The 23,367-nt window shown below is 72.8% G+C and carries 26 protein-coding genes; 9 read left to right on the top strand and 17 right to left on the bottom strand.

The features are described from left to right. The first annotated feature begins 86 nt into the window (after positions 1-86). The gene (locus tag M8542_RS08675; protein WP_257919509.1) at positions 87-680 is read left to right on the top strand and encodes a hypothetical protein; all 594 of its coding nucleotides are present in this window, start codon (positions 87-89) and stop codon (positions 678-680) included. A gap of 27 nt (positions 681-707) precedes the next feature. Here the strand turns inward: M8542_RS08675 and M8542_RS08670 are convergent, their stop codons facing one another. Together M8542_RS08670 and M8542_RS08665 are read right to left on the bottom strand one after the other, a co-directional pair. Beyond that, the gene (locus M8542_RS08670) at positions 708-1,007 is read right to left on the bottom strand and encodes a hypothetical protein (protein ID WP_257919508.1); all 300 of its coding nucleotides are present in this window, start codon (positions 1,005-1,007) and stop codon (positions 708-710) included. 37 nt (positions 1,008-1,044) lie between these two features. Beyond that, complete coding sequence (locus tag M8542_RS08665; protein WP_257919507.1) at positions 1,045-1,467, bottom strand: MarR family winged helix-turn-helix transcriptional regulator; 423 nt, start codon at positions 1,465-1,467, stop codon at positions 1,045-1,047. A gap of 55 nt (positions 1,468-1,522) precedes the next feature. Between M8542_RS08665 and M8542_RS08660 the strand changes: the two genes are divergently transcribed. Together M8542_RS08660 and M8542_RS08655 are read left to right on the top strand one after the other, a co-directional pair. Continuing rightward, the gene (locus M8542_RS08660; RefSeq protein ID WP_257919506.1) at positions 1,523-2,305 is read left to right on the top strand and encodes an alpha/beta fold hydrolase; all 783 of its coding nucleotides are present in this window, start codon (positions 1,523-1,525) and stop codon (positions 2,303-2,305) included. After that, positions 2,302-3,057, top strand: a complete 756-nt coding sequence (locus M8542_RS08655; protein ID WP_257919505.1) for an MBL fold metallo-hydrolase — start codon at positions 2,302-2,304, stop codon at positions 3,055-3,057. The genes M8542_RS08660 and M8542_RS08655 overlap by 4 nt, the downstream gene beginning before the upstream one ends. A 3-nt stretch (positions 3,058-3,060) precedes the next feature. Here the strand turns inward: M8542_RS08655 and M8542_RS08650 are convergent, their stop codons facing one another. From M8542_RS08650 to M8542_RS08635, 4 genes are read right to left on the bottom strand one after another with little or no spacing between them, the layout of a single operon-like run. Next, the gene (locus M8542_RS08650) at positions 3,061-4,020 is read right to left on the bottom strand and encodes a threonine ammonia-lyase (protein WP_257919504.1); all 960 of its coding nucleotides are present in this window, start codon (positions 4,018-4,020) and stop codon (positions 3,061-3,063) included. Beyond that, positions 4,017-4,661 (bottom strand): helix-turn-helix transcriptional regulator, encoded by a 645-nt coding sequence (locus tag M8542_RS08645; protein WP_257919503.1) that lies wholly within the window; start codon positions 4,659-4,661, stop codon positions 4,017-4,019. The genes M8542_RS08650 and M8542_RS08645 overlap by 4 nt, the downstream gene beginning before the upstream one ends. Next, positions 4,654-5,007, bottom strand: a complete 354-nt coding sequence (locus tag M8542_RS08640; protein ID WP_257919502.1) for a RidA family protein — start codon at positions 5,005-5,007, stop codon at positions 4,654-4,656. Before M8542_RS08640 ends, M8542_RS08645 begins: the two co-directional genes overlap by 8 nt. 53 nt (positions 5,008-5,060) lie before the next feature. Then, complete coding sequence (locus M8542_RS08635) at positions 5,061-5,690, bottom strand: TetR/AcrR family transcriptional regulator (RefSeq protein WP_257919501.1); 630 nt, start codon at positions 5,688-5,690, stop codon at positions 5,061-5,063. 76 nt (positions 5,691-5,766) lie between these two features. Here M8542_RS08635 and M8542_RS08630 point away from each other — a divergent pair, with 76 nt between their 5' ends. Next, positions 5,767-6,717, top strand: a complete 951-nt coding sequence (locus M8542_RS08630) for an NAD(P)-dependent alcohol dehydrogenase (RefSeq protein WP_257919500.1) — start codon at positions 5,767-5,769, stop codon at positions 6,715-6,717. Between the two features lie 14 nt (positions 6,718-6,731). On the opposite strand, the gene M8542_RS08625 is transcribed toward M8542_RS08630, so the two are convergent. Next, entirely contained in the window at positions 6,732-7,715 is a 984-nt protein-coding gene (locus tag M8542_RS08625; protein ID WP_257919499.1) for an Lrp/AsnC family transcriptional regulator, read from the bottom strand. A gap of 123 nt (positions 7,716-7,838) precedes the next feature. On the opposite strand from M8542_RS08625, the gene M8542_RS08620 reads away from it, so the two are divergent. Together M8542_RS08620 and M8542_RS08615 are read left to right on the top strand one after the other, a co-directional pair. Beyond that, the gene (locus M8542_RS08620) at positions 7,839-8,657 is read left to right on the top strand and encodes an NAD(P)H-binding protein (RefSeq protein ID WP_257919498.1); all 819 of its coding nucleotides are present in this window, start codon (positions 7,839-7,841) and stop codon (positions 8,655-8,657) included. Then, positions 8,654-9,115, top strand: coding sequence for a DUF6640 family protein (locus tag M8542_RS08615; protein WP_257919497.1), 462 nt, complete (start codon positions 8,654-8,656; stop codon positions 9,113-9,115). Before M8542_RS08620 ends, M8542_RS08615 begins: the two co-directional genes overlap by 4 nt. A gap of 10 nt (positions 9,116-9,125) precedes the next feature. Here the strand turns inward: M8542_RS08615 and M8542_RS08610 are convergent, their stop codons facing one another. After that, entirely contained in the window at positions 9,126-9,848 is a 723-nt protein-coding gene (locus M8542_RS08610; RefSeq protein ID WP_257919496.1) for an SDR family NAD(P)-dependent oxidoreductase, read from the bottom strand. Between the two features lie 34 nt (positions 9,849-9,882). Next, positions 9,883-12,600, bottom strand: coding sequence for a helix-turn-helix transcriptional regulator (locus tag M8542_RS08605; RefSeq protein ID WP_257919495.1), 2,718 nt, complete (start codon positions 12,598-12,600; stop codon positions 9,883-9,885). A gap of 112 nt (positions 12,601-12,712) precedes the next feature. Here M8542_RS08605 and M8542_RS08600 point away from each other — a divergent pair, with 112 nt between their 5' ends. The 3 genes from M8542_RS08600 to M8542_RS08590 are packed head-to-tail and all read left to right on the top strand — an operon-like array spanning position 12,713 to position 15,690. Beyond that, positions 12,713-13,285: a VOC family protein gene (locus M8542_RS08600; protein ID WP_257919494.1), complete on the top strand. Its 573-nt coding sequence runs from the start codon at positions 12,713-12,715 to the stop codon at positions 13,283-13,285. A 30-nt stretch (positions 13,286-13,315) separates the two neighbouring features. Next, a complete protein-coding gene (locus tag M8542_RS08595; protein ID WP_257919493.1) occupies positions 13,316-14,677 on the top strand; it encodes a dihydrolipoyl dehydrogenase family protein in 1,362 nt (453 codons plus the stop codon). Next, positions 14,677-15,690, top strand: coding sequence for an alcohol dehydrogenase catalytic domain-containing protein (locus tag M8542_RS08590; RefSeq protein ID WP_257919492.1), 1,014 nt, complete (start codon positions 14,677-14,679; stop codon positions 15,688-15,690). Before M8542_RS08595 ends, M8542_RS08590 begins: the two co-directional genes overlap by 1 nt. Before the next feature lie 4 nt (positions 15,691-15,694). On the opposite strand, the gene M8542_RS08585 is transcribed toward M8542_RS08590, so the two are convergent. The 8 genes from M8542_RS08585 to mftA form a co-directional block, all read right to left on the bottom strand. Next, positions 15,695-17,575, bottom strand: a complete 1,881-nt coding sequence (locus M8542_RS08585) for a tetratricopeptide repeat protein (RefSeq protein WP_257919491.1) — start codon at positions 17,573-17,575, stop codon at positions 15,695-15,697. 113 nt (positions 17,576-17,688) lie between these two features. Continuing rightward, positions 17,689-18,879: a pre-mycofactocin synthase MftD gene (mftD, locus tag M8542_RS08580; protein ID WP_257919490.1), complete on the bottom strand. Its 1,191-nt coding sequence runs from the start codon at positions 18,877-18,879 to the stop codon at positions 17,689-17,691. Beyond that, on the bottom strand, positions 18,876-20,285 hold the full coding sequence (gene mftF, locus M8542_RS08575) for a mycofactocin biosynthesis glycosyltransferase MftF (RefSeq protein ID WP_257919489.1): 1,410 nt from the start codon (positions 20,283-20,285) through the stop codon (positions 18,876-18,878). The genes mftD and mftF overlap by 4 nt, the downstream gene beginning before the upstream one ends. Continuing rightward, a complete protein-coding gene (locus M8542_RS08570) occupies positions 20,282-21,055 on the bottom strand; it encodes a mycofactocin-coupled SDR family oxidoreductase (protein WP_257919488.1) in 774 nt (257 codons plus the stop codon). The genes mftF and M8542_RS08570 overlap by 4 nt, the downstream gene beginning before the upstream one ends. After that, a complete protein-coding gene (gene mftE, locus M8542_RS08565) occupies positions 21,052-21,762 on the bottom strand; it encodes a mycofactocin biosynthesis peptidyl-dipeptidase MftE (RefSeq protein ID WP_443641021.1) in 711 nt (236 codons plus the stop codon). The genes M8542_RS08570 and mftE overlap by 4 nt, the downstream gene beginning before the upstream one ends. Then, entirely contained in the window at positions 21,726-22,892 is a 1,167-nt protein-coding gene (mftC, locus tag M8542_RS08560; protein ID WP_257919487.1) for a mycofactocin radical SAM maturase, read from the bottom strand. Before mftC ends, mftE begins: the two co-directional genes overlap by 37 nt. Further along, positions 22,892-23,185 carry a mycofactocin biosynthesis chaperone MftB gene (gene mftB, locus M8542_RS08555; RefSeq protein ID WP_257919486.1) on the bottom strand — a complete coding sequence of 98 codons (294 nt, stop codon included), beginning with the start codon at positions 23,183-23,185 and terminating at the stop codon, positions 22,892-22,894. The genes mftC and mftB overlap by 1 nt, the downstream gene beginning before the upstream one ends. After that, positions 23,175-23,294, bottom strand: a complete 120-nt coding sequence (gene mftA, locus M8542_RS08550; RefSeq protein WP_257919485.1) for a mycofactocin precursor MftA — start codon at positions 23,292-23,294, stop codon at positions 23,175-23,177. The genes mftB and mftA overlap by 11 nt, the downstream gene beginning before the upstream one ends. Between the last annotated feature and the right edge of the window lie 73 nt (positions 23,295-23,367).

Below are 23,367 nucleotides of genomic sequence, written 5' to 3'. Positions count from 1 at the left end.
TTGCCAGCGTCACCACCACAGGGAGTAACACTTGTTCGAGCGAATTCGACGAACAGGTATCACGAACAACCTTCACCAGGTGACACATGGACGTGAACCATCACGACGACAGCTCTACGGCCGCCCTCGTGGCGATCTACCAGGCCGAGCGCGCCGATTCGACCTCGAACATGAATTTCAGCCTCGGTCTCGTGGCCGCCGAGGCGGCTTACCTCGTCGGCACCTCAGCTTTCTGGGACAAGCTCGCACTCCTCGGCGGACTGATGGCCTTGTTACCCTTTCCACTGATATGCCTCGTCGCGTTCCAATCCGTTCTTCTTGCCGCATCGGCGACGAAAGCCATCTCCATCACCTGCCTGGAGAAGCGATTGAAGGACCTGGCCGACCTTTCGGACAAGTCTTCCGGAGGACACTCGGTCGGCTTCGCGGCAAGCGAACGGATATTCAACATCAGCGGCGCAACCCGAAACGGGAATCTACCGATCGCCGCGGCAACGTTGATAACGTATGGCGGCGCGGGATCGATAATCGTACTGTATACGGCCGTTGTCACACTGAAGAGCTTCAATTACCTTCACGCCTGGGCCATCCTGCCCACAGCGGGCTATCTCGCGCTCCTGACCGTCATCACGTTGTCATGGCTCAGCGGCCTGCGAATCGTCCGCAATGTCCCGGCCTGATCGAACTCACTGATCCGTCGCGAGGCACTACCCGGCTGGTTCCTCAAGTCGCTTCAGGACATCCCTCAAGCTGCCCTCCCGGTGCAGCTCGGCAAGCACGGCAGTCATCGACTCCACACCAGGATCTCGCACCACAACCCCGTCAGAGCACCAGAAGTAACGACCCCCGCCGTACTCCCCGGTCCGGGCCCAGTTCGCCATCAACCGCCCCACCTCGGCCAGTGTGAAGAACGTCGCGCTCCAGCGGGAGCCGTCGGGGAACCGCACCTCGGCGTCGACGTTCTCCACCGTCTCCGGTTGCTCGCCGCCGCCGATTGTGAAGATCACCTCGAACTCCGGCGTCCGGACTCGGTGCCAGGGTGGGTCAACGCGGCGGGGCATGGGCGGCCTTGATCAGAAGCTCATGCAGCACATCCCGCTCAGCCTCACTCAACGCACCAACGGACTCGGCGAGAACCGACTCGAGAATCGCCGACCCGGCCTCGTACCCACGCCGCCCCTCGGCTGTCAGCTCATGCCGAGTCGCCCGCCCAGGCCCGTCCGCCCGCTTCAACAACCCCCGCTCGATCATCCGCTTTGCCAATGCCCCCATCGACTGGTCCGTCTGGAAAGTCAGCTCCGCCAGCGTGTGCAGCGTGGCTTCGGGCTGCTCGTGCAGGTGCCGCAGCACGTCCCACTGCACCAACGACAAGCCCACCTTCGTGGACAGCCGGCGGTTGGCTTCGCGGTGGTGCCGCCACTGCAGCCGCTTCACCGCGAGCCCTATCTCCTTGAGCGACACTGACACCCACGCAGAGTAACCCACCTTGGCAAACTAAGCATGTTTATATAAGCTTCCTTACATGAGCCTCCCAGTCCCGGCCGGCAGCCTCCGGCCCACCCGCGTTCTCGACGTCCCGCTGACCGGTGGCACCGTCTCCGTCGAAGACCGTGACCACACCCGCCCCTTCCTCCTCCTGCACGGCGGTGGCGGCCCCGCCACGATGACCGGCTTCGCCGACCTGCTCGCGCAGCGCACGCACTCCCGCGTCCTGACCCCGACCCACCCCGGCTTCGCCGGCACCCCGCGCATCCCCGGCGTCGATTCCACCCGCGCCCTCGCCGCGGCCTACGTCCGCCTGCTCGACGAGCTCGGGCTCAGCGACGTCACCGTGGTCGGCAACTCCTTCGGTGGCTGGCTGGCCGCCGAGGTCGCGCTGCTCGGCAGCCCGCGCGTCAGCGGCGCCGTGATCGTCAACGGCGTCGGGATCGACGTCGAGGGCCACCCGGTGACCGACGTTGCCGGCCTCTCCCCCGCCGAACTGCGGGAACTTTCCTTCCACGATCCGAGCAAGGCTCCGGGCGGCGGCGGCACCGGGCCGAGCCCGGACATCCAGGCGCTGATCTCCTACACCGGCCCGGCCATGTCCGACCCCACCCTGCTCGACCGACTCAAGGGCCTCGGCGACCTCCCCGTCCACGTCGTGTGGGGCGAGAGCGACGGCATCGTCAGCCTCGAGTACGGCAAGGCGTACGCGGCCGCGATCCCGATGTCGGTGTTCACCCCGCTCCCCCGCTCCGGTCACCTCCCCCAGGTCGAGACGCCCGAGGAGCTCCTCGGCGCCCTCGTCACCGATCCGGCGTGAGCACGACTCTCGCGGCCACCCGGCTCGCGCACGCCTGCCAGCTGATCGAGCTCGGCGACCTGCGGGTCCTCACCGACCCGTGGTTCACCGAAACCGCCACCTACCACCAGGGCGAGCGACTCGCGGCGACACTGTCCTCAATGGACCATCTCGACGCCGTCGTGATCAGCCACGAGCACTACGACCATTGCGACCTCGACGCGCTCTTGGCCGGCGGGCTCGATCCGGCCACCCCGATCGTCGGGCCGGGCACGGTGACCGCCATCGCGAAGGCCAAGGGTTTTCGCGAGCTGCACACGATCGAGGCGTGGGAAGCCACCCGGATCGGGGACCTCACGATCACCGCCACCCCCGGCGACCACGGCGTCCACGAAGTGACTTTCGTGCTCCAGGCGGGCGGGCGCAGCGTGTTCTTCGGCGGCGACTCACTGCGCGTGCCGGAGCTCGACCTGATTCCCGAGCGGCTCGGGCCGGTCGACCTCACGATCCTGCCCACCAACGGCCTGTGCGTGCGCCCGGCGAACCTGCGCCAGGTGGTGATGGACGCCGAGGAGGCCGCGCAGCTGACCGCCGTGCTGCGCCCGAAACTCGCCGTCCCCCAGCACTACGCGTTCCACAGTGGACGGCTCGGCGACCGGATGGTCACCAAGGGCGACCGCGACCCGCGCCACTACGCCGACGCCGTCGCGCGCCTCGCTCCCGACATCGACGTGCGCGTCGTCCTGCCCGGTGTCCGGGTGGTCGTCCCGTAGGCCCTACGAGGCGATCAGCTCCGCGAAGCGCTCCGGGCTGACGTTGCCGCCGCTGATGATCACCCCGACCCGGCCGGGCGCGGCCACCTGACCGCTGATCAGCGCGGCCAGGCCGGTCGCGCCGCTGGGCTCGAGGACGAGCTTCAAGCGCTCGAAGGCGAACCGCATCGCCTCGCGGACGGCGTCGTCGGAGACCAGGGCGATGTCGTCGACGAGGGTCCGGTTGATCGAGAAGGTCAGCTCGCCCGGGATCGAGGCGGCCTGACCGTCGGCGATGGTCCGGGGCACCGGGATCGACACGCGTTCGCCCGCCTCGAGCGAACGCTTCGTGTCGTCCCCATCGGCCGGTTCGACACCGACGACACGGATGCCGGGCCGCACGGCCTTCGCGGCGGTCGAGCTGCCCGCGATCAGGCCGCCCCCGCCGACCGGCACGACCAGCGTGTCCAGCGGACCGGCGTCTTCGAGCAGCTCCAGCGCCGCGGTGCCTTGGCCGGCGATCACGTGCGGGTGCTCGTATGGTGGGATCAGCGCCAGCCCGCGCTCCGCTGCCAGCGCCTCGCCGAGCGCGACGCGGTCGCCGGTGTAACGGTCGTAGGTGACGATCTCGGCGCCGTACCCGCGGGTCGCGTCCACTTTGGACTTCGGGGTGTCTTCGGGCACCAGGATGACCGCGCTGCTGCCGAGCTCCCGGGCGGCGAGCGCGACAGCCTGGGCGTGGTTGCCCGACGAGTAGGCGGCGATCCCCTTGGCCAGCTGCTCCGGCGAGAGCCGCGACGCGGCGTTGTACGCGCCGCGGAACTTGAACGCGCCGATCCGCTGGAGGTTCTCGCACTTCAGCAGGACTTCGGCGCCGACGAGGTCGTCGAGCGTGCGGGAGCGCACGACCGGCGTCCGGTGGGCGACGCCGGCCAGGCGGGCGGCGGCGTCGCGGATGTCGTCGAGGGTCACGGGCGGGGTCATTCTGCTCCTTGCTCGCGGATGTCGGCGAGGTAGTTGTAGGCGGAGGCGCGGGAGATGCCGATCCGGGCGGCGACCTGCGGCACCGCCCGGCGGACGGCGAAAACGCCGCGCCGGTGCAGGCTGCGGAACAGCTCGAGGCGTTCGTCGCGGCTGAGCGCGGCCCAGGGCTTGTTCAGGCGCAGCTGGTGTTCGTCGACGATCGCGTCGACCACCGCGTCGACGTCGTCGCCGAACGTCGTGGTCGGCGCTTCCGCGGTCGTCCCGACGTCGGCGAGCTCACCGACCAGGGTCCGCAGCCGGCCCAGCGCGGTGACGTCGAGGTTCACGCACAGCGCGCCGAACACCGCGCCGCCGCTGTCGCGCACCAGCATGGTCGAGGACTTCACGAGCTTCCCGGACGCGGTGCGCGTGACGTAGTTGAGCTGGTCCTCGGCGTCGTCCCCCCGCGCGAGCAGGCCCATGCCGATCTCGCTCATCGCCCCGCCGACGCTGCGTTCGGTGACGGCCCCGGCGATCGCGACCACCGACGCCTCCGGACGGCGGAAGTCGTGCACGACGACTTCGCAGAACGAGCCGAGGGTGGCCGCGATGCCGTCGGCCACCGGGCCGAGCGCGGCGAGGATCGCGTCCCGCTCAGACATCGCGCACCCGGGCGAGGGCTTCGACTTCGACGACACCGCCGTAGGGCAGGGAGGCCGCGCCGACGCAGCTGCGCGCCGGCCGGGGCTCGGCGAAGAACTGTTCGTAGACGCGGTTGAGGCCGTCGCGGTCGGCGATGTCGGTCAGGTAGGCGACGACCTTGACGACGTCGGCCCGGTTCGCCCCCACCGACCGCAGGGCGGCGTCGAGGTTGGCGAACGCCTGCGCGCACTCGGCCTCGAACCCGCCGGCCACCAGTTCGCCGGTGCCGGTCACGCCGAGCCGCCCGGACACGGTGACGAGGTCACCGCTGCGGAAGGCGGGCGGATAAGGGTGTTCGTTACTCACTGGACCGACTGTACAGAGCTTGGACGAACAGTCCAGATGACGCCCGTCACGGTTCAGCCGGCCGGGAAAACCCGCAGTGACAACGCGGAAGGCGCGGGCAGCGGCCCGCTCGCCGCGTCGGCGCGGAACGCCTGGAGCAGGTAGGCGACCAGCCGCCGGGACGCCGCGTCGTCGGCCGGCTGAGCGCTCACCAGGCCGCCGTGCGCCAGGAAGACGACCGCCAGGTCGGCGGGGTGGAAGTCCGCCCGCAACGCACCGGCCGCCTGCGCTCGGCGGACGAGGTTCGCGAGCTCGCGATCGGCCTGGCTCCGCAGCTGCGCGTGGGCGGCCGCGTCGTCCGGGAAAGCGGCGATGAACGCGGCCGGAAAGCCGCGTTCTTCCCGCTGCAGCTCGCAGACCGTCTCGATCAGCCGCTGAAACCCGCGCCACGGATCGGGATCGGTGAGCGCCTCGGTGAAGACCCGGGTGCAGGTTTCCATCTGCCGGGTGAAAGCGGCCCGCACCAACGCATCCCGCGTCGGGAACCGCCGGTACAGGGTCGCGACGCCGACCCCGGCGCGACGGGCCACGGTCGCCATCGGCGCGTCGATCCCGCGTTCGGCGAAGACCGCGCGGGCCGCGGCGAGGAGGCGTTCCCGGTTTCGCCGCGCGTCCGCGCGGATCCGAGAAGAAGTGGCGGGCATTGTCTCTCACCTCGGGCGGAACCGGACGATCTTGGCCAACACCGAGTCTACGGTCGGCGACGTGAACGATCGCACGATGAAAGCAGTGCTCTTCGACCGCTACGGCGACCCCGACGTCCTGTACGTCGCCCGAGTTCCGCGACCCGCGCCGGCACCGGGCGAGGTGCTGGTGCGGGTGCGCGCGTTCAGCGTCAACGGTGGTGAGCTGGCCGCCCGCGCCGGGAAGGTCCGCCTGCTCACCGGCCGGAAGTTCCCAAAGCGCGTCGGGCTGGACTTCACCGGCGAGGTCGCCGGACTCGGGGCCGGGGCGACGACGTTCGCGGTCGGCGACCGCGTGTGGGGCGTCCTCGGGCGCACTTCGGGCTTCGGCAGCGCCGCCGAGTACGTCGCCGTGCCCGCCGACCGGCTCGGCCTCGTCCCCGACGGGCTCGATCTCGTCGACGCCGCGGCCTTGCCGGTCGCCACCACCGCGGTGACCGCGCTGCGGGACAAGGCCGCGCTGCGCCCCGGCGAACGGCTGCTCGTCCGCGGCGCGGCGGGCGGCGTCGGGAACGCCGCCGTCCAGCTCGGCCGCGCGTACGGGGCGGAGGTCACGGCGTTGGCCCGCGCCGCCAACCTCGATTTCGTCCGCGAGCTCGGCGCCGGCCGGGCCCTCGACCACCGCGAGGTCGCACCTTCGACGCTGGGCCGGTTCGACGTGGTCCTGGACACCGCGGGCACCGACCTGCCGGCGTTCCGGCGCCTGCTGGCGCCGGGCGGCCGCATGGTCACCATCGCCTTCGACCTGACGCGGCCGGTCGCCTCGCTGGGCTTCATCGCGGCGAGCACGGTGCACGGCCGCGGCCGGGTGCGTGCCTTCAGCGGCAACCCCAAGCGGCCGGAGTTCGACGACCTCGCCCGCCACGTGACCGAAGGAAAACTGCGCCCGGCGGTCGACGAGGTGTTCCCGCTGGCGGAGACGGCGGCCGCGCACCGGGCGCTGGAAGCCGGTGGCGTGCGCGGAAAGTACGTCGTCCGGGTCGGCTGAGGCCCGCGCCCGGCTCAGCCGCCGACGCCGGCGAGCAGCCGGCCGCCGGCGATGAGGGACCCCGCCTGCTTCACCGGCCGGACCCGGACACTGACCTCGTAGCCCTCGATGGCCCGGAGCTTCGCGACACGCGTGGTCAGGTAGCGGTAGAGGCCGTCGGAATCGCGGCAGGCCACGACGGCCATCAGGTTGTCCGGGCCGCTGACCGCGAGCGTCACGGCGACTTCGTCGTGGCGCGCGAGCTCCTCCCCCACCTCCTCCAGATGCCTGGGCGCGACGCGGATCCAGATGGTCGCGTGGGAGTGGTACCCGAGCCGTTCGGGCAGCAGGTCGACGTCGTAGTACAGCGTGCCCGACGACTCCAGGACCGCCAGCCGGCGCGCCACCCGGGTCTGGGTCCACCCGGTCTCGCGGGCGAGCCGGGAGTGGGCGGCGCGCCCGTCCTGGGCCAGGATCGCCAGCAGCGGCGCGTCCTCTTCGGCCGGTTCGACCGGCGGCCCGGCGACCGGCGGGAGCTCCGCGCGCAGGGCCTGCTCCTGCGCCGGGGTCAGGCGGCCCTCGTAGCCGGTCCAGTCCGAGGTGCCGGGCGGCCCGAAGCGGTGCAGCAGCAGGTCGATGCGCACCCCGAGGACCGACACGGACTTCGGCAGCCGCTGCAGCAGGACGTCGCGGCCGGCGCCGGCCCGGACCAGGCACATGACCTCCGCGCCGCCGGAGGTGATGTGGGCGAACGAGACGTCGGGGCGGCGGGCGAGGGCCTCGGCGATGGCGTCGACGCGGTCCGGGCGGCACCGGATCCGGGCCACCCACTCGTCGTGCCGCCGCGACGACGGCGCGATCCGTCCGAGCACGCGCACGACGCCGTCGCGGCGCAGCGCCTGGTAGCGGCGGGCCACCGTCTGCTCGGACACGCCGATCAGCTGCGCGACGCGCCGGAACGCGACCCGTGGTGCGCACTGCAGCGCATGGAGGACTTGCGTGTCGACCACATCGACCATGGCGGAATCATGCCATCCAGCGAGTCAATATGGCGATAAATCGCGGTTTCCCGCTGCTCGATGGATACCGCCCGCGGTGGGCTCGCATGCTGGCCGAACACACTTCGACCAAGGAGAACCATCGTGACGACACTCGTGATCGGCGCCCGCGGGAGCGTCGGCCGCCACGTCCTGGACCAGCTGAGCCGCGCCGGCGAACCGGTCCGCGCCTCCGTGCGCGACCCGGCGACGGCCGGGCTGCCGGCCGGCGTTCCGGTGGTCGCCGCCGACCTCGCCGCACCCGAGACGCTGCGGGCCGCGCTGGCCGGCGTGCGGCAGGTGTTCTTGTACGCCACCGCGAACGGGACCGCGGCCTTCGCCGAAGCGGCGCGGACGGCCGGAGTCGAGCACGTGGTGCTCCTGTCGTCGGGGAGTGTGCTGCTGCCGTCCGCGCGCGGGAACGCGGTGGCGGAGCACCACCGCGACGTCGAGCGAATCCTCGAGGCGGCCGGGCTGCCCTGGACGCCGATCCGGCCGCTGGTGCTCGCGAACAACGCGCTCGGCTGGGCGCGATCGGGTGATGCGGTCCCGTTGCTGCACCCGGAAGCACGCACCGCGCCGATCCACGAGCGGGACATCGCCGCGGTCGCGGTCGCGGCCCTGCTCGACCCGGGCACCGAGGGCGTCAGCGACCTGCTGACCGGCGGCGAGCTGCTCTCCCAGCGGCGTCAGGTGGAGCTCGTCGCCGAGGCCACCGGCCGGCCCCTCCGGATCGAGGAACTCACGATTTCCCAGGCCCAGCAGCACTTCGAACGCTTCCAGCCACCGGAGATCGCGAAGGCGGTCATCGAGTTCATCACGGCCGCGGCCCGCGGCGAGTCACCGGTGACGCCGACCGCGCGGCGGGTGCTGGGCCGCGAGCCGCGGACGTTCGCCCAGTGGGCGGCCGAGGCGTTCGCATGAGCGGGGAAATCAGCACCGGCAAGGTCCTGCTCACGCTCAGCTCGCTGTGGTCGGCGTGTGGCTCGTACCGCTTCGACTGGAACGAAACCCACATCCACAACCCCGAATGGCCGCCGCACGCCAAGTTCCACAACGCGCAGACGATGAGCACCGGAGCGGTGCTCGGCGCGGCCGCGACCTACCTGCTTTGGGGCCACCGCGGCCCGTGGACGAAGGCACGCCTGCAGGTGACGACGGCGGCGGCGTCGATCTACTGGATCACGCAGCTGTCGGCCACCCTGTACCCGGGCACGGCACTGTTCGACCACGCCCGGCCGGCCGCCGGGGAGACCGCGCCGCCCCGGTGGCGGGGCCCGCAGACGGCCGTTGCCGGCGTTGCCTTGGTGGTCAACGCGCTGTCGTACGCCCTTGAGCGCCGCCGGATCAGGAGCAGCTTCCCGAACTCTGGGCCGCGCTGATGTACGGCGCTCAGAAGACGAACTGCTGCCCGCCGTCGATGTCGTAGGTCGCGCCCGTCAGCGCGGTGTTCGTCATCAAGTGCACCGCCAGGGCCGCGACGTCGGCCGGCCCCACCACGCGGCCGATCGGGAGCCGGTCCCGCAGCTCGGCTCGGCGGTCTTCCAGCTTGTCCCCCAACAGCTTCGCCGACAGCGGCGTGTCGACGAAGCCGGCTGCGATCAGGTTGACCCGGACCGGCGCCAGTTCGAGCGCGAGGGCGGCGGTGAACGGCGGCAACGCGGCCGTCGCGGCCGAGACGATGCCCAAGCCATGGCCGACGCGCCGGCCTCCGGTGCCACCCATCAGCAGGATCGTCCCGCCCGGGCGCATCTTCGGGGCCGCGTGGCGGGCGATCTCCAGGGACACCACGATGTGGTCGCTGACCGCCGTCCGCACCTCCTCGGCGCTCATCTCCAGCAACGGCCCGTAGTGCGGGCCGCCCGCGGTGACCAGCACGTGGTCGATCGTGCCGGGCAACGTGCCGAAGAACTGCTTGACCGCGGAAGCGTCCGAGGCGTCGAACGCCGCCGTGCTGTGCCCGCCGAGCTCGGCCGCCGCCTTCTCGAGTTTGTCCGGTGATCGGCCCGTGAGCACGATTTCGGCGCCTTCGGCCCGCGCCAGCCGCGCCGTCTCGAAGCCGATGCCGGCGCTGCCGCCGATCAGCACGACCTTCTGTCCGGCCAGGTTCGTCATGTCGGCAGCTCCGTTCCCCACGACCGGTCGAGCCTCAGGTGCCCGCCACGTCGAAAACCGCTTCGCGCAGCTGTCGCCGTGAGCTGATCGCGAGCTTGCCGAACACCTTGCGCAGGTGCCATTCGACCGTGCGCGGGCTCAGGAACAGCCTCGTCCCGATCTCGGGGTTCGACAACCCCTCACGCGCCAAGCGGGCGATCTGGAACTCCTGCGGGGTCAGCTCCTCGGTGGTCCCGGCCGAGCGCTTGCGGGCCGTTTCGCCGGTGGCCAGCAGCTCGCGGCGCGCGCGGTCCGCGAATGCTTCCAGCCCCATCTCCGACGTCATGACGTGGGCCGTGCGCAGGTGTTCGCGGGCGTCTACCCGGCGCCCCTCGCGGCGGAGCCATTCGCCGAACAGCAGGTGGGCCCGGGCCAGCTCGACGCGCAACGGGGTGCCGGCGAGCAGCGCGATCGATTCCGCGTAGCACTCGGCGGGGGTGAAGCCCGCCAGTGCCCGCAAGCGGGCTTCGAGGGCTCGGGTCCACGCCGTCGGGGTCGCGCGGGCCCGTTCGGACATCCGGTCCAGCGCCGCCGTGACCAGGTCGCCGTCGCCGGTCCGGGACGCCGCTTCCGCCAGCTCCGCCGTCGCCAGGGCCTGGTGGCCGACCGTGTCGTGCGCGAACACCCGGTGAGCCGCGTCGCGGGCGGTCTCGTGGTCGCCGAGGCCGTTGGCCAGCACGGCCTGCGCGTAGCCGGCCCACCGCACGACCCGGCCCTGGCCCCGTTCGGTCGCGGCCGCCGCCGCTGTCGCGATCTCCGCGGCCGCGTCCCGGCCGCGCAGGGCGGCGAGCAGGATCGCGCTGTACCCGATCGGGCGGCCTCCGGTGGCCTCGGCGAGCAGCCGGTCCTCCTCGACGAACGCCTGCGCCGCGGTCAGGTCGCCGGCCAGCAGCTCGTGGTTGGCCAGGAAGTTGAGGGCGAACTGCAGCTGGACGAGCGCCCCCGTGTCGCGGGCCAGCCGCACCTGCCGCTCGGCGAGCTCACGGCCGGCGGCGTAGTCGAGCAGCTCGGTCGCGAGGGTTCCGCCCGCCCGGTTACCCAGCAGCCACAGCACATGCGCGGTGTTTTCCTCCTCGACGGCCAGCGCGCGGACGGCGTCGACCGCCGCGGTCATCCGCGGGGCCGCGGCCGCGTAGCCGTCGGTGAGCCGGGTCGCGAGCGCGTCGAGGACCAGGTCGACGGCGGTCGGTGGCACCCGGGCCGCCGGAGCCGCCCGCGCCGCCTCGGCGACGCCGGACTCGGCCCACATGGCGGCGCCGAGCGCTTCCAGGTACGTCTCGCGAGCCTCGACGCCGTCGAGGGATCCGGCGGCGCGCACCAGCAGCTCCGCCGCGTCGCGCCCACGCCGCTGGTCGAACGCGATCTGCCCGCGGAGGCGGCCGGCCTCGGCGTCCCGCGCCGGATCCGGCGGCCCGGCGTCGGCCGCGCCCAGCAGGCCCAGCGCCGCTTCGAGCGCGCCCGCGCCGCGTTTCGCCCGGGCGGCCGCCAGCTCGCGGCGGGCCCGCAGGGCCGGATCGGGCGTGAGCGTCGCCGCCTGCTCCAGCAACGCCGCGGTGGCGACCAGGCCACCCCGGGCCTGCGCCCGCCCGGCGGAGCACTCCAGCTCGGTCGCGACACTCTCGTCCGGGGCGACGGTCGCCCGCGCGCGGTGCCACGCCCGCCGGTCCGGGTCGAGGGCGGGATCGGTGACCGCCGCGAGCACCCGGTGCACCTCCTGCCGCTCCGGGGCCGAGGCGAACCGGTAAACGGCCGAACGCACCAGCGGGTGCCGGAAGCGGACCCGCGGGCCGAACTCGATCAGCCCGGTCGCCGCCGCGGCCGCCGCCGGGTCCGCGCCCAGCCCGAGCTCGCCGGCCGCGCGCCAGAGCAGGGTCGCGTCACCCAGCGGTTCCGCGGCCGCGATCAGCAGCAGCCGGCGGGTGTCCGGCGGCAGCGGGGCGAGCTGCCGGTGGAAGCACCGCTCGAGACGGTCCGCCAGCGCGTCGCCGTCCGGGCGGAAGAGCCCGTCGGCTTGCTCGGCGGCGGTCCAGAACCGGGGCAGCTCGACCAGCGCGAGCGGGTTGCCGCGGGTTTCGGCGACGATCCGGTCGCGCACCCGGACGTCCAGCGGCCCCTTGAGCACCGAGTCCAGCAACGCGCCGGCGGCCGCTTCGCCGAGGCCGCGGACCGTCAGCTCCGGCAGCCCGGCCAGGTCGAGCTGCTCCGCGGGCTCGCGCACCGCGACCACCAGGGCGATCGGCTCGGCCAGCAGCCGCCGCGCGACGAACGCCAGGGTCTGCGCCGACACCCGGTCGAGCCACTGCGCGTCGTCGACCAAGCACACCAGGGGCCGGTCCTCGGCGACCCCGGCGAGCAGGGTCAGCACCGCCAGCCCGACCAGGAACTCCGCCGGCGGCTCGCCCACGGTCAGGCCGAACGCGGTGCCGAGCGCCCTGCGCTGCGGGACCGGCAGGTGCTCGAGCCGGTCGAGGAAGGGGACGCAGAGCTGGTGCAGGCCGGCGTAGGGCAGCTCGCGCTCGGACTCGACCCCCGCGGTCCGCGCCACCCGGAAGCCGGCCGCGTGCGCGGCGACGTGCTCCAGGAGCGCGGTCTTGCCGATCCCCGCCTCGCCCCGCACCACCAGCACGCGGCTGTGCCCGGTCCGCGCCGCGGCGAGCGCGCCGTCTAGCGCGGCGAGCTCGGCACCACGGCCGACCAGCTCCGGATCCCGCATGAACCGGAACCCTAGCGCGGTCCCCGGGGCGGACCAGGGTGTCTCACGGGGGCGAAGGGCCCGCGAGAGGACCACTGTGATGGCGAACGAACCAAGAAAAGGAGTTCCGATCATGGACATGAAGCTCGAAGTCGTGGTCCTGCCCGTCACCGACGTCGACCGGACCAAGCACTTCTACAAGACCCTCGGCTGGCGCGAGGACGCCGACATCGTCTTCGGCGCCTCGCGGATCGTCCAGCTGACCCCGCCGGGGTCGGCGGCCTCGGTGCACTTCGGCACCGGCATCACCGACGCCACCCCGGGCGCGGTGCGCAACACCTACCTCGTCGTCGACGACATCGAGGCCGCCCGGGCCGAGCTCGCCGGCCACGGCGTCGACGTCAGCGAGGTGTTCCACCGCGACGGAACCGGCGCGTTCGCCCCCGGTGTGCACCCCGACCGCGGCACCTACTCCTCGTTCGCGTCGTTCAGCGACCCGGACGGGAACACCTGGCAGCTGCAGGAGATCACGACGCGGCTGCCCGGCCGGGTCGACGGCGTGACGTACGGCTCGACGCAGCAGCTCGAAGCCGCGCTGCGCGAGGCCGCGGCCGCGCACGGCGAGCACGAGAAGGAAACCGGGAAGTACGACGAGCAGTGGCCGACCTGGTACGCCCAGTACATGGCGCAGCACCAGGACGCCTGAGCCCGGCCGACTGCCCCGAAAGGAGGAATCATGGCTCACCGCGATTTCGACGCCATCGTCCTCGGCGGTGGCGCGCCGGGCGAACACACCGCGGCCGCGATCGCCGCGGGTGGCCGGCGGGTCGCCGTCGTCGAACGGGAGCTGCTCGGCGGCGAATGCTCCTACTGGGCGTGCATCCCGTCGAAGACCCTGCTGCGGCCCGGCGAAGCGCTGGCCGCCGCCCGCGACGTCCCGGGTGCCCGCGAGGCGGTCACCGGCCGGCCCGACGCCGCCGCCGCGCTGGCGTGGCGCGACTTCATGGTCTCGTCCTACGACGACGCGGGCGCCGAGAAATGGGCCCGCGACACCGGCATCGAGGTGCTGCGGGGCGAGGGCCGGCTCGCCGGACCGCACACCGTCGCCGTCGGCGGGAAGGAGTACACCGCCGAGCACATCGTCGTCGCGACCGGCTCCGCACCCGTCATCCCGCCCGTACCCGGCCTGCGCGAGCTGCCCGGGCTGTGGACCAACCGGGAAGCGACCGGCGCCCGGGAGATCCCCCGCCGGCTGCTCGTGCTCGGGGCCGGGCCGACCGGGGTCGAGCTGGCCCAGGCGTTCACCCGGCTCGGCGCCGAGGTCGCCCTCGTCGACGGCGCCGGCCACGTCCTCCCGCGCGAACCACGGGCACTCGGCGAGGCCGTCGGAGAAGCACTGCGCGCCGACGGCGTCGCGCTGCACCTCGGGCAGCACGCGACCGCGGCCCGGCTCGACGGCGACGAGTACGTGCTCGACCTACCCGACGGCAGACGGCTGCGTGCCGAACGGCTGCTGGTCGCCACCGGACGGCGGCCGCGGGTCGAGGGCATCGGCCTGGAAACCGTGGGCATCGAGGCGGATCCGCACGGCATCCCGGTCGACGAGCGCATGGCGGCCGGCGACGGACTGTGGGCCGTCGGCGACGTCACCGGGCAGTGGAACCTGACCCACGTCGGCGAGTACCAGGGCCGGGTCGTGGCCGCGAACATCCTCGGCCGGCCCGCTTCCGTGAACTACGACGCCATCCCCCGGGTGGTCTTCACCGACCCGCAGGCCGCGGCGGTCGGCGCCGCCGAAGGCGCTTTCACCGCGACGGTCCAGCTCTCCGGTGTCCCGCGCACCTCGACCTACACCCGCGCGTACGACACGCGACCCGGCTTCCTCACCGTCGTCTCCGACGGCGAACGGCTGACCGGCGCGTACGCGGCCGGGCCCGAGGCCGGCGAATGGCTTCAGCAGGCCACGCTGGCCATCCGCGCCCGCGTCGCGCTGGCCGTGCTGCTCGACGTCGTCCAGCCGTTCCCGACCTTTTCCGAAGCTTTCCTGCACGTCCTGCGCGATCTCGATCGCCAGGTGAACCCCTTGGGAGCCCAGTGATGTCCTACCGTGCGTTCGAAGTGACCGGCACGCGCCGGTTCGCCCTGGTCGACCGCGAGCTCCGCGACCCGCTGCCCGGCGAAGTCCGGCTGCGCGTCGAGGCCTGCGGTGTCTGCCACAGCGACACGCTCGCCGTGGAAGGAATGCGCGCCGACGCGTCGGCGCCGGTCGTGCCCGGCCACGAGATCGTCGGCGTGGTCGACGCGGCCGGTCCGGGCGTGACGGCGTGGGCGGTCGGCGACCACGTCGGCGTCGGCTACCTCAACGGCCACTGCGGCCAGTGCGAAAACTGCCGTCGCGGCGACTTCGTGAACTGCACCGACCAGCCCTGGACGGGCACCACGACCGACGGCGGCTACGCCGAAGTCGCGTACGCCCGCGCCACCGGTCTGGTCCGCATCCCCGACAGCGCACAGCCCCTCGACGTCGCACCGCTGTTGTGCGCGGGGCTCACGGTGTACCGCGCGCTGCTCACCGCCGACGCCCGGCCGGGCGCGCTGGTGGCGGTGCAGGGCATCGGCGGGCTCGGCCACCTGGGCATCCAGTACGCCAAGACACTGGGCTACCGCGTGGCGGCGATCGCCCGCGGCGCCGGCAAAGCGGAGCTGGCGGCGGAGCTGGGCGCGGACGAGTACATCGACAGCACGACAACGGACCCGGGCGCCGAGCTGACGCGCCTGGGCGGAGCGGCGGCGATCATCGCCACGGCTTCGAGCGGCGCGTCGATGTCCCCGCTCGTCGCCGGGCTCGCCACCCGCGGACAGCTGCTGGTGGTCGGAGCCGCCCCGGACCCGATCGAGGTCCGCACCCCGGACCTGATCTTCGGCACGCGTTCGGTGACCGGCGCGCTGACCGGTTCGGCCATCGAGAACGAGGACAGTCTGCGGTGGGCGCACGAGCGGGGAGTCCGGAGCCGCAACGAGATCATGCCGCTGTCGGAGGCGCCCAAGGCTTACGAACGCATGATGTCCGGCGAAGCGCGGTTCCGCGTCGTGCTCGACGCGCGGGAGTAGTGCTTCACAGGTCGGCCTTGTGCTCCCAGTGTTCGGCCTCGGCTTGGTCTCCTCGTTGACGCAGGAGCCAGCCGAGGTTGCGCATGGCACCGGCGTCACCGGCCTCGGCGGCCTGCCGGAGCCATTGCTCGGCCTCGGTCAGCCTGTCGCGCTGGATCAGCAGCCAGCCGAGGTTGTGCTGCACCCTGGCGTCGCCGGAGTCGAGCGCTTGCCGGTACCACTGCTCGGCCCCGGCATGGTCTCCGCGTTCTTCGAGCAGCACGCCGAGGTTGTTCATCGCCGCGAGGTGGCCGGCACCGACGGCCCGCCGATACCAGTGTTCGGCATCCGTCGGCTCGCCGCGCCGGTAGTGCAGCACGCCCAGTTCGTTCATGGCATGCGAGTCGCCCAGGTCGGCACCTCGCCGGAACCACTGCCCGGCACCGGCGTCGTCGCCTTGGTCCTCACACAAGCCGCCCAGGTAACGCATCGCGTTGGTGTAGCCGGCGTCGAGGGCCTGCTGATAGAGCTTTCTGGCCGCGTCGAACTCGCCTTTTTTCTGGAGCAGCAGGCCCAGGTTGCACATCGACGTGGTGTAGCCGGCCTCGGCTGCCCGTCGATACCACCGCCGTGCTCCGGCGAGGTCGTCCTGCTCTTCGTGCAGCCAGCCGAGATTGTGCAGTGCGTGGACGTTGCCGCCCGCAGCCGCTTTCGTCCAGGCCTGCTCGGCGATGTCGGGCAGGTTGTGGTGCACCGACGCCTGGTACCCGACGGAGACCAGTTCGTCGCCGGCCATTTCCTCGACCGCGAGCTGCCAGGTGGCGGTGGGAATCGTTCGGTTCACGGTCGCGAGGTGCTCGAGGGCGTAGTCGTAAACCCGGTAGCCCCCGTCGTCGGGCTCCAGCAACGAGACCGTCGGATTGATCTCCCGGGTCGCCCACTCGAACGCCGCGCGATACCTCTCGTCGTCATCCAGGCCGGCTGTCCTTCGACCGGTCAACCGGGCAGCGGCGAGACGCGGCAACAGGTGCGGCGGCACCGGCCGCCTGCCTCCCGCCAGCGACCAGTCCGCGGCGCCGGCGACGAGGGCGTACCCGAGCGGGTCGTCCTGCACGTCGAGTCTTTCGCGCACCCGTTGGGCGGCGGCGACGTACTCCCCGATGCCGATCCTCGTGATCCGTTCGCGAAGGTCGTCGTCCGGTATCGCGCTGCGCAGATCGTCGTCGGCGGGACGGTCGCGGCTCCGATCGAGAACCACCAGCTCGAACAGGCGCAGCACGTCCCACTCCGGCGGCCGGAGCTGATCGGTGGGCTGGAAGCGATCCCATTCGTGCGCCCGCAAGGTCGCCACCAGCCAGTTCGACGCACCCAGTCGTCGCACCAGTCCCGCACTCAGCCCACCGGCGAAGAACCGATCCAGATCGTCGAGCCAGATCACCTGCCCGTCGGGGATGACGTCCGCCTTGTCGAGGTCGGACAAAGCCGTGGGGGTGTCCGGCAGCAGAAGCGGTTCGTCCGGCAGGGTGCGGGCGACCACGGCGGCGGCCAACCGGGTCTTGCCGACCATGGACGGTCCCACGATCAGCACCGGACGGCGTGCGCGCAGGTGTTCGCCGACTTCGCGTTCTTTCGCCGGGCGCGGCAGGTAGGGGACGTCCACGACGGCCGCGTGGACTCGCAAGTCCGCCAGGCTCAGCTCGCCCACGGTGGTACCCGCACCGCTCACACTGCGCCGGACCACGCCGATTCCGGCTGCCCGCTGCTCGCGCCACCGTTGCCAGAGCGGCCCGGCGCCACCGGCGAGAGTGGCGAGCGCGGCTCCGCCGCCGACCACCCACCAGGCCGCACCTTGCCATTTCTGGAGCAGGGCCAGCCCCGCGGCGACGACGAGCAGCCCGAGCAGCACCGCCGCCACGATTCGCTGGCTCGGCGGTCGCAGGCCTCTGCTTCGCACGTTCACCCCTCCTCTCCGGAGAGAGTCGCACACGACCGGGCAAACGCAACGCAAACGTCCTGGCCCTACCACCCAGCCTTCGCCTCGGCGGCCACACCGAGCTTCGCCTCGAACCCCTTCGGAACCACCACGTCCCCCCGGGTGAGGTCGTGGATGCTGCGTTTGCCCAGCGCCAGCAACGTCGAATCGATGCCGTTGCGCAGGACGTCCAGGACGTTCTCCACCCCCGGCTGCCCGGCCGCCGCCAGCCCCCACAAGTACGCGCGGCCGATCAACACCGCCTTCGCGCCCAGTGCCAACGCCTTCACCACGTCACTGCCACGGCGGATGCCGCCGTCCAGCAGGACCTCCACTTCGGAGCCCACCGCCGAGGCGATCGCCGGGAGGGCGCGGATCGTCGCCGGGGTGCCGTCGAGGTTGTTGCCGCCGTGGTTGGACACCGAGATCGCGCTTACCCCCGCCTCCACCGCGCGGCGGGCCTCGTCGACGCGGATGACGCCCTTGAGCAGGAACGGCCCGTCCCACTGCGACCGCAACCACGCCACGTCCTCCCACGACGGCGGTGGCGTCTGCATCCACTGGCCGTACGCGCCGAAGAACGTCGGCGACGGTTCGCCCGGCGAGGCCATGTTCGGCACGCCCAGGTCCGGCAGACGGCGGGTGCGGACGTAGTCCAGCAGCCACCTCGGGTGGGTGACACCCTCCGGCGCGAACCGCAGCAGCTCGCGGAACGTCAGGCGTTCGGGGATGTGCGGGCTGCCCCAGTCGCGGCTGTGCGAGAACGACCAGTCCAGGGTCAGGATGATCCCGACCGCCCCGGCGGCTCGGGCGCGCTCCAGGCGTCGGAGGATGTCGTCGCGGGTTCCGGTCCAGTAGATCTGGAAGTACGTGTTCGGGTTGGCCGCGACGACCTCCTCGATCGGCTTGCTGCCGAACGAGCTCAGGCCCATCGACGTGCCACGCGCGGCCGCCGCCCGAGCCACCGCGACCTCGCCGTCGGGGTGCACGGCCTGCACTCCCGTCGGGGAGATCAGCACCGGCAGCGCGACGTCCCGGCCGAGCACCTGCGTGTTCAGCTCCCGCTCGCCGTAGTGCCCGGCGGTGCGCGGTGCGAACCGGAGTTCGTCGAACGCGCCGAGGTTGTCGGCCAGCGTCAGGCCCTTTTCCGAGCCGGCGATCAAGGCGGAGTACACCGATCCGGGCAGGCGCTTCTTCGCGCGTCGCTGGGCCTCCGCGACGGATTCGAACCAGCTCATCGTGTTCCCTTCGGGTCGAAGCGCAGCGGGCGCCGGACGAGTGCCGGCCGCACCGGCTCGAACGTGCGGTGGGTCAGGCAGCCGGCCCACACGCCGGCGCCGTAGGCGAGGTCGTCGGCGATCGCCGCCGCCGTGTAGCGGACCGGATCCAGGTCCGGGCGCCGCTTGAGCCACGCGGTCAGCGGCGGGCCGAGCAGCAGCGACGCCGCCGCCGCGCGCCAACCGCGTCGAGCCAGCAGCGCCGCGAGCAGCGGCGCGGCGAACTGCGTGCCGTAACGGCCGCAGCCGAGCCACGTCTGCCCGACGGCGTCGGCCATCGCCCGCACCACGCCGTCGGTGGGAACGTCGTGCGCACGCAGCAAACGGACCATGCTGCCGACGGATCCGCCGAACGCCGCCGCGGCCAGCAGCGGGCGCCGGGCCAGCAGCGCGCAGACGGTGAGCGCCGGCCACGGGTGCAGCCCCAGCGGCGCCAGCGCGCCCGGGTGCCGCTTCGACAGCGGCGCGGCGGACGTGCCGTAGCGCGCCCGGCGCCGGAGAAGTCCTTGCCACGAAGCAGGTTCGTGGTGGTCGACGGCGACGCCCGGTGCGTAACGAACCCGGAACCCCGCGGCGTTCAGCCGCCAGACCAGGTCGACGTCCTCGCCCACGCGCAGCGAAGGGTCGAACGCGCCGACCTCACGCACGGCGGCGGCGCGGGCGACCAGCGCGGCCGTCGGCACGTACGACGTCCGCGTGCCCGGCGCGACCCGCGCGGGCCGGTCGCCGAGGTCGAGGCTGCCCGCCACCCGGGTGTACCGCCCGGCCGCCGTGTCCGGCGCCAGTGCCCGCACCCGCGGGGCGATCGCGGCGAGCAGCGGGTCGGCGAAGTGCGTGGCGAGCCGGCCCACCCAGCCCGGCGTCGGCACGCAGTCGCTGTCGAGGAACGCGACGAGTTCGGTGCCGACGTGGTCCAAAGCGGAGTTGCGGGCCGCGGCCGGGCCGCCGTTTTCCTCGCGGCGCACCAGTTTCGCGCCGTGCTTCGCGACGAGCGCGGCCACCGCCGCCGGGTTTCGGGAGCCGTCGTCGACGACGAGGACCGGGTGCCGGCGCTCGAGCGCTTCGAGGCAGCGCTCGAGCAGCTCGGTCCGGTCGTGGACGGGGATCACGACCGTGACGTCCGGTTCGTCGGCCGGCTCCGGCGGGATCGGGTGCGCGAACCCGGTGTCGGTGAGCCGGCGGGCGAGCGCGCCCGTGGCGGCCGTGCTGACCGGCCCGGTTTCCAGGTCCTGCCAGGCTTTCCGGCCGGCGGCGGTGAGCCGCAGGACGCGTGCCGGGGAACCGCCGAACCACAGCTCGTCCGAAAGGCGGCGGGTGCCGGGGTCGACTTCGATGCGGAACCCGGCGGGCAGCGGAGTCGTCTTCACAGCGCCAGTCCCCCGTCCACCGGCACGACCGCGCCGGTCATCGCGCCGCTGTCCGGGCCGGCCAGGAAGGCGAGCACCGCGGCGACTTCGGCCGGGTCGAGCAGCCGGCGCACCGGTTGCTGCCCGGCGAACGCGGCCGCCTCGGGCAGGTCGTAGAGCCGGGCGCTCTCCGCAAGGATCGGCGTGCCGGTCGAACCGGGGCTCACCGCGTTGGCCGTCACGCCGGAGTCGCCCAGCTCGGCGCCGAGGGCGCGGATCAGCCCGGCGACACCGGCTTTCGCGGCGCAGTAGGCGGCGAGCATCGGCAGCCCGCGAGTGGCCGCGGCCGACGCGACCGCCAGGAACCGCCCGGACCGCGGCTCGGGCCGGCGCAGCAACGCGGGCACCGCGGCCCGCGCCAGGTTCACGACGCCGTACAGGTCGATCTCCAGCACCGCCCGCTCCTGCTCCGGCGGGACTTCCCACAGCGGCACCCCGCCGGCGATCACTCCGGCGGCCGCGACGGCGACGTCGAGTCCGCCCCACCGGCGTTCCGCTTCGGCGACGGCCGCGGCCAGCGCGTCGAAGTCGCGGACGTCGGCGACGAAAGCCTCGACGCCGGGCTGCGCCGCGACCGCCGTCAGCTCCGCGTGACTGCCCATCGCGTACGGCAACGCGGGATCATCGGCGGCGACGTCCACCGCCAGCACGGCGTAACCCTCGCGCGCGAGCCGCAGGACGGTCGCGGCGCCGATCCCGCGGGCGGCGCCGGTGACGAGCGCGGTCCTCATCGCCAGCCGTCCACATGGGACACCAGCTGCGTGGTGAGCGTGTCGAGCAACGCCTGTCCTTCCGACGCCGTCGCGGTGGTCGGGTCGCCGAGCACCCCGGTCGGCGTCACCGCCCGCACCCCACCTTCCCGGAGGGCCGGGAGCAGCGCGCCGAGGGGACGCGAATCGCCCGGAACCGCCCGGTCCATGCGCACGCCGCCGGGCCGCAGAGCCAGCTGCAGTGCGGTTTCCGGCCGGCCGGCGTGCGGGTCGCCCGGCCAGCGCGGGGAGAACACCCCGACGTCCCGTGCCTCCGCCCGCAAGCGCGCGACGGCCCGCGCGACCGGACCCGCGTTGCCGCCGTGCGCGGAGACGAACAGCAGCCGTGGGAACGTCTCCGCCGCCGACCGGCCCAGCTCCAGCAGGAGCAGCTCGGTCGCCGCCTGGCCGATCGAGAGCGTGCCGGCGAACCCCGCGTGCTCGCCGCTGGAGCCGTAGGGCACCGGCGGCGCCACGAGGACGTCGCGGACGACGGCGAGCCGGTCGCACAACGCCAGGGCGATGTCGGTGTCGGTGGACAGCGGCAGGTGCGGCCCGTGCTGCTCGGTCGCGCCGACCGGCACCGCCAGCACCGCCCCGGCCGCCGCGCGCTCGGCGACGTCCGGCCAGGCCAGCTCGGCGAGCCGCACGATCAGGTCCGGAACCCGGCGAGCGGGCTTTCGTCGCACGAACGCTCCGGCGGGCGCCGCATCCCGATGGTGACCGGGACCGGCCGCCGCCGGTGCGAGTGATCCAGCGACGGCTTCGGCACGCTCGTGACGCCGGCGAGCGCGCGTTCGCCGTGCCCGCGCACGCATTCCGGGTCCGGGCCGTCGAGTGGCAGGCCGGTGAAGAACTTCGCGGCCATGCAGCCGCCGCGGCAGGCGTCGAACGCCGAACACGACTCGCACGCGCCCCCGCTCTGCGGCGAACGCAGCGACGTGAACAGCTCGGATTCCCGCCACACGCGGGTGAAACCGCCCTCCGAGCGGGTGTTGCCGGCCAGGAAGGTCTCGTGGATGGCGAACGGGCAGGCGTAGACGTCGCCGACCGGGTCGACCAGGCACACGACGCGCCCGGCGCCGCAGAGGTTCAGGCCGGGCAGGCCGCCGTCGCCGTAGCCGGCGAGGTGGAAGAACGAGTCGCCGGTGAGGACGTGCTCGCCGTGGGCCACCAGCCAGTCGTACAACGAACGCTGCTGCGCCGCGGTGGGGTGCAGCTCGTCCCAGACGTCGGCGCCGCGGCCGGACGGGCGCAGCCGGGTCAGCCGCAGCTGGGCGCCGTAGCGGTCGGCGATGGCCTTGAACGCGTCGAGCTGGCCCGCGTTCTGCCGCGTGATCACCACGGAGATCTTGAAGTTCTCGAAGCCAGCGTCGGAAAGGTGCGCCATGGCGCGGATCGCGGTCGCGTAGGAGCCGGGGCCGCGGACGTGGTCGTTGACATCGGCGGTGGCGCCGTCCAGGGAGATCTGGACGTCGACGTAGTCACTGGCGGCCAGCCGGCGTGCCACCTCCGGGGTGATCTTGACGCCGTTGGTGGAGAACTTGACGCCGACGTGGTGCTCGGTGGCGTAGTCGACCAGGTCCCAGAAGTCCGGGCGGACGGTCGGTTCGCCGCCGCCGATGTTGACGTAGAAGACCTGCATGCGCTCGAACTCGTCGATCAGCGCCCGGCACTCCACAGTGGACAGCTCGCGCGGGTCGCGCCGTCCCGAGGACGACAGGCAGTGCACGCAGGACAGGTTGCAGGCGTAGGTCAGTTCCCAGGTCAGGCAGATGGGCGCGTCGAGCCCGTACTGGAATTCGTCCACAAGGGACATCACGGCCTCCTCGGCTGAATCATGTGCGAGCCGGCGAGGGCGGCCAGCGCCGCGCGGTACCGCGGCAGTTCGGCGGCGCCGACCCCGGCTTCGGCGCAGGCGGCCCGTGCGTCCGGCTGTTCGGCCAGCCCGCGGACGACGGCGAGGAGCGTCGGGCTCTTCAGGAAGGACAGCCGGCGGGTGCCGAAGTGGTAGAGCAGGGCACCGAACCGCTCGGGCCGGACGGCGACCCGGTCGTCCAGGCGCCAGGCGGCGTCCAGGTCGAACGGGCCGGCCGCCGGCTCAGTAGACACCGCACATTCCGTCGATCGAGACCTCTTCGACCAGCAGTTCTTCGGCCACCACGGCTTCGTCGGCGGCGGGCTCGGTACGATCGGACGGCTCGACAATTGCGTCGCTCATCGTGACTCCTTTGACACGTGGCGTATTCGGCACGGCGTGTCGAATATCGGCGAGAGTAACGGCACGCCGTGCC

The organism is Amycolatopsis iheyensis (genome assembly GCF_024703995.1).
In the GTDB taxonomy this organism is placed as follows: domain Bacteria; phylum Actinomycetota; class Actinomycetes; order Mycobacteriales; family Pseudonocardiaceae; genus Amycolatopsis; species Amycolatopsis iheyensis.
The sequence above is the reverse complement of the archived record's forward strand: the minus strand, read 5'-3'. Positions and strand labels throughout refer to the sequence as shown.

Bases quoted from the DNA above. Each gene is read 5' to 3' on its own strand.
- M8542_RS08600 (WP_257919494.1), top strand. From the start codon at position 12,713: ATGGACATGAAGCTCGAAGTCGTGGTCCTGCCCGTCACCGACGTCGAC.
- M8542_RS08625 (WP_257919499.1), bottom strand. From the start codon at position 7,715: ATGGTCGATGTGGTCGACACGCAAGTCCTCCATGCGCTGCAGTGCGCA.
- M8542_RS08645 (WP_257919503.1), bottom strand. From the start codon at position 4,661: ATGTCTGAGCGGGACGCGATCCTCGCCGCGCTCGGCCCGGTGGCCGAC.
- M8542_RS08635 (WP_257919501.1), bottom strand. From the start codon at position 5,690: ATGCCCGCCACTTCTTCTCGGATCCGCGCGGACGCGCGGCGAAACCGG.
- mftC (WP_257919487.1), bottom strand. From the start codon at position 22,892: ATGTCCCTTGTGGACGAATTCCAGTACGGGCTCGACGCGCCCATCTGC.
- M8542_RS08650 (WP_257919504.1), bottom strand. From the start codon at position 4,020: ATGACCCCGCCCGTGACCCTCGACGACATCCGCGACGCCGCCGCCCGC.
- M8542_RS08675 (WP_257919509.1), top strand. From the start codon at position 87: ATGGACGTGAACCATCACGACGACAGCTCTACGGCCGCCCTCGTGGCG.
- M8542_RS08595 (WP_257919493.1), top strand. From the start codon at position 13,316: ATGGCTCACCGCGATTTCGACGCCATCGTCCTCGGCGGTGGCGCGCCG.
- M8542_RS08660 (WP_257919506.1), top strand. From the start codon at position 1,523: ATGAGCCTCCCAGTCCCGGCCGGCAGCCTCCGGCCCACCCGCGTTCTC.
- M8542_RS08570 (WP_257919488.1), bottom strand. From the start codon at position 21,055: ATGAGGACCGCGCTCGTCACCGGCGCCGCCCGCGGGATCGGCGCCGCG.
- mftA (WP_257919485.1), bottom strand. From the start codon at position 23,294: ATGAGCGACGCAATTGTCGAGCCGTCCGATCGTACCGAGCCCGCCGCC.
- M8542_RS08610 (WP_257919496.1), bottom strand. From the start codon at position 9,848: ATGACGAACCTGGCCGGACAGAAGGTCGTGCTGATCGGCGGCAGCGCC.
- M8542_RS08605 (WP_257919495.1), bottom strand. From the start codon at position 12,600: ATGCGGGATCCGGAGCTGGTCGGCCGTGGTGCCGAGCTCGCCGCGCTA.
- M8542_RS08590 (WP_257919492.1), top strand. From the start codon at position 14,677: ATGTCCTACCGTGCGTTCGAAGTGACCGGCACGCGCCGGTTCGCCCTG.
- M8542_RS08630 (WP_257919500.1), top strand. From the start codon at position 5,767: ATGAAAGCAGTGCTCTTCGACCGCTACGGCGACCCCGACGTCCTGTAC.
- mftD (WP_257919490.1), bottom strand. From the start codon at position 18,879: ATGAGCTGGTTCGAATCCGTCGCGGAGGCCCAGCGACGCGCGAAGAAG.
- M8542_RS08615 (WP_257919497.1), top strand. From the start codon at position 8,654: ATGAGCGGGGAAATCAGCACCGGCAAGGTCCTGCTCACGCTCAGCTCG.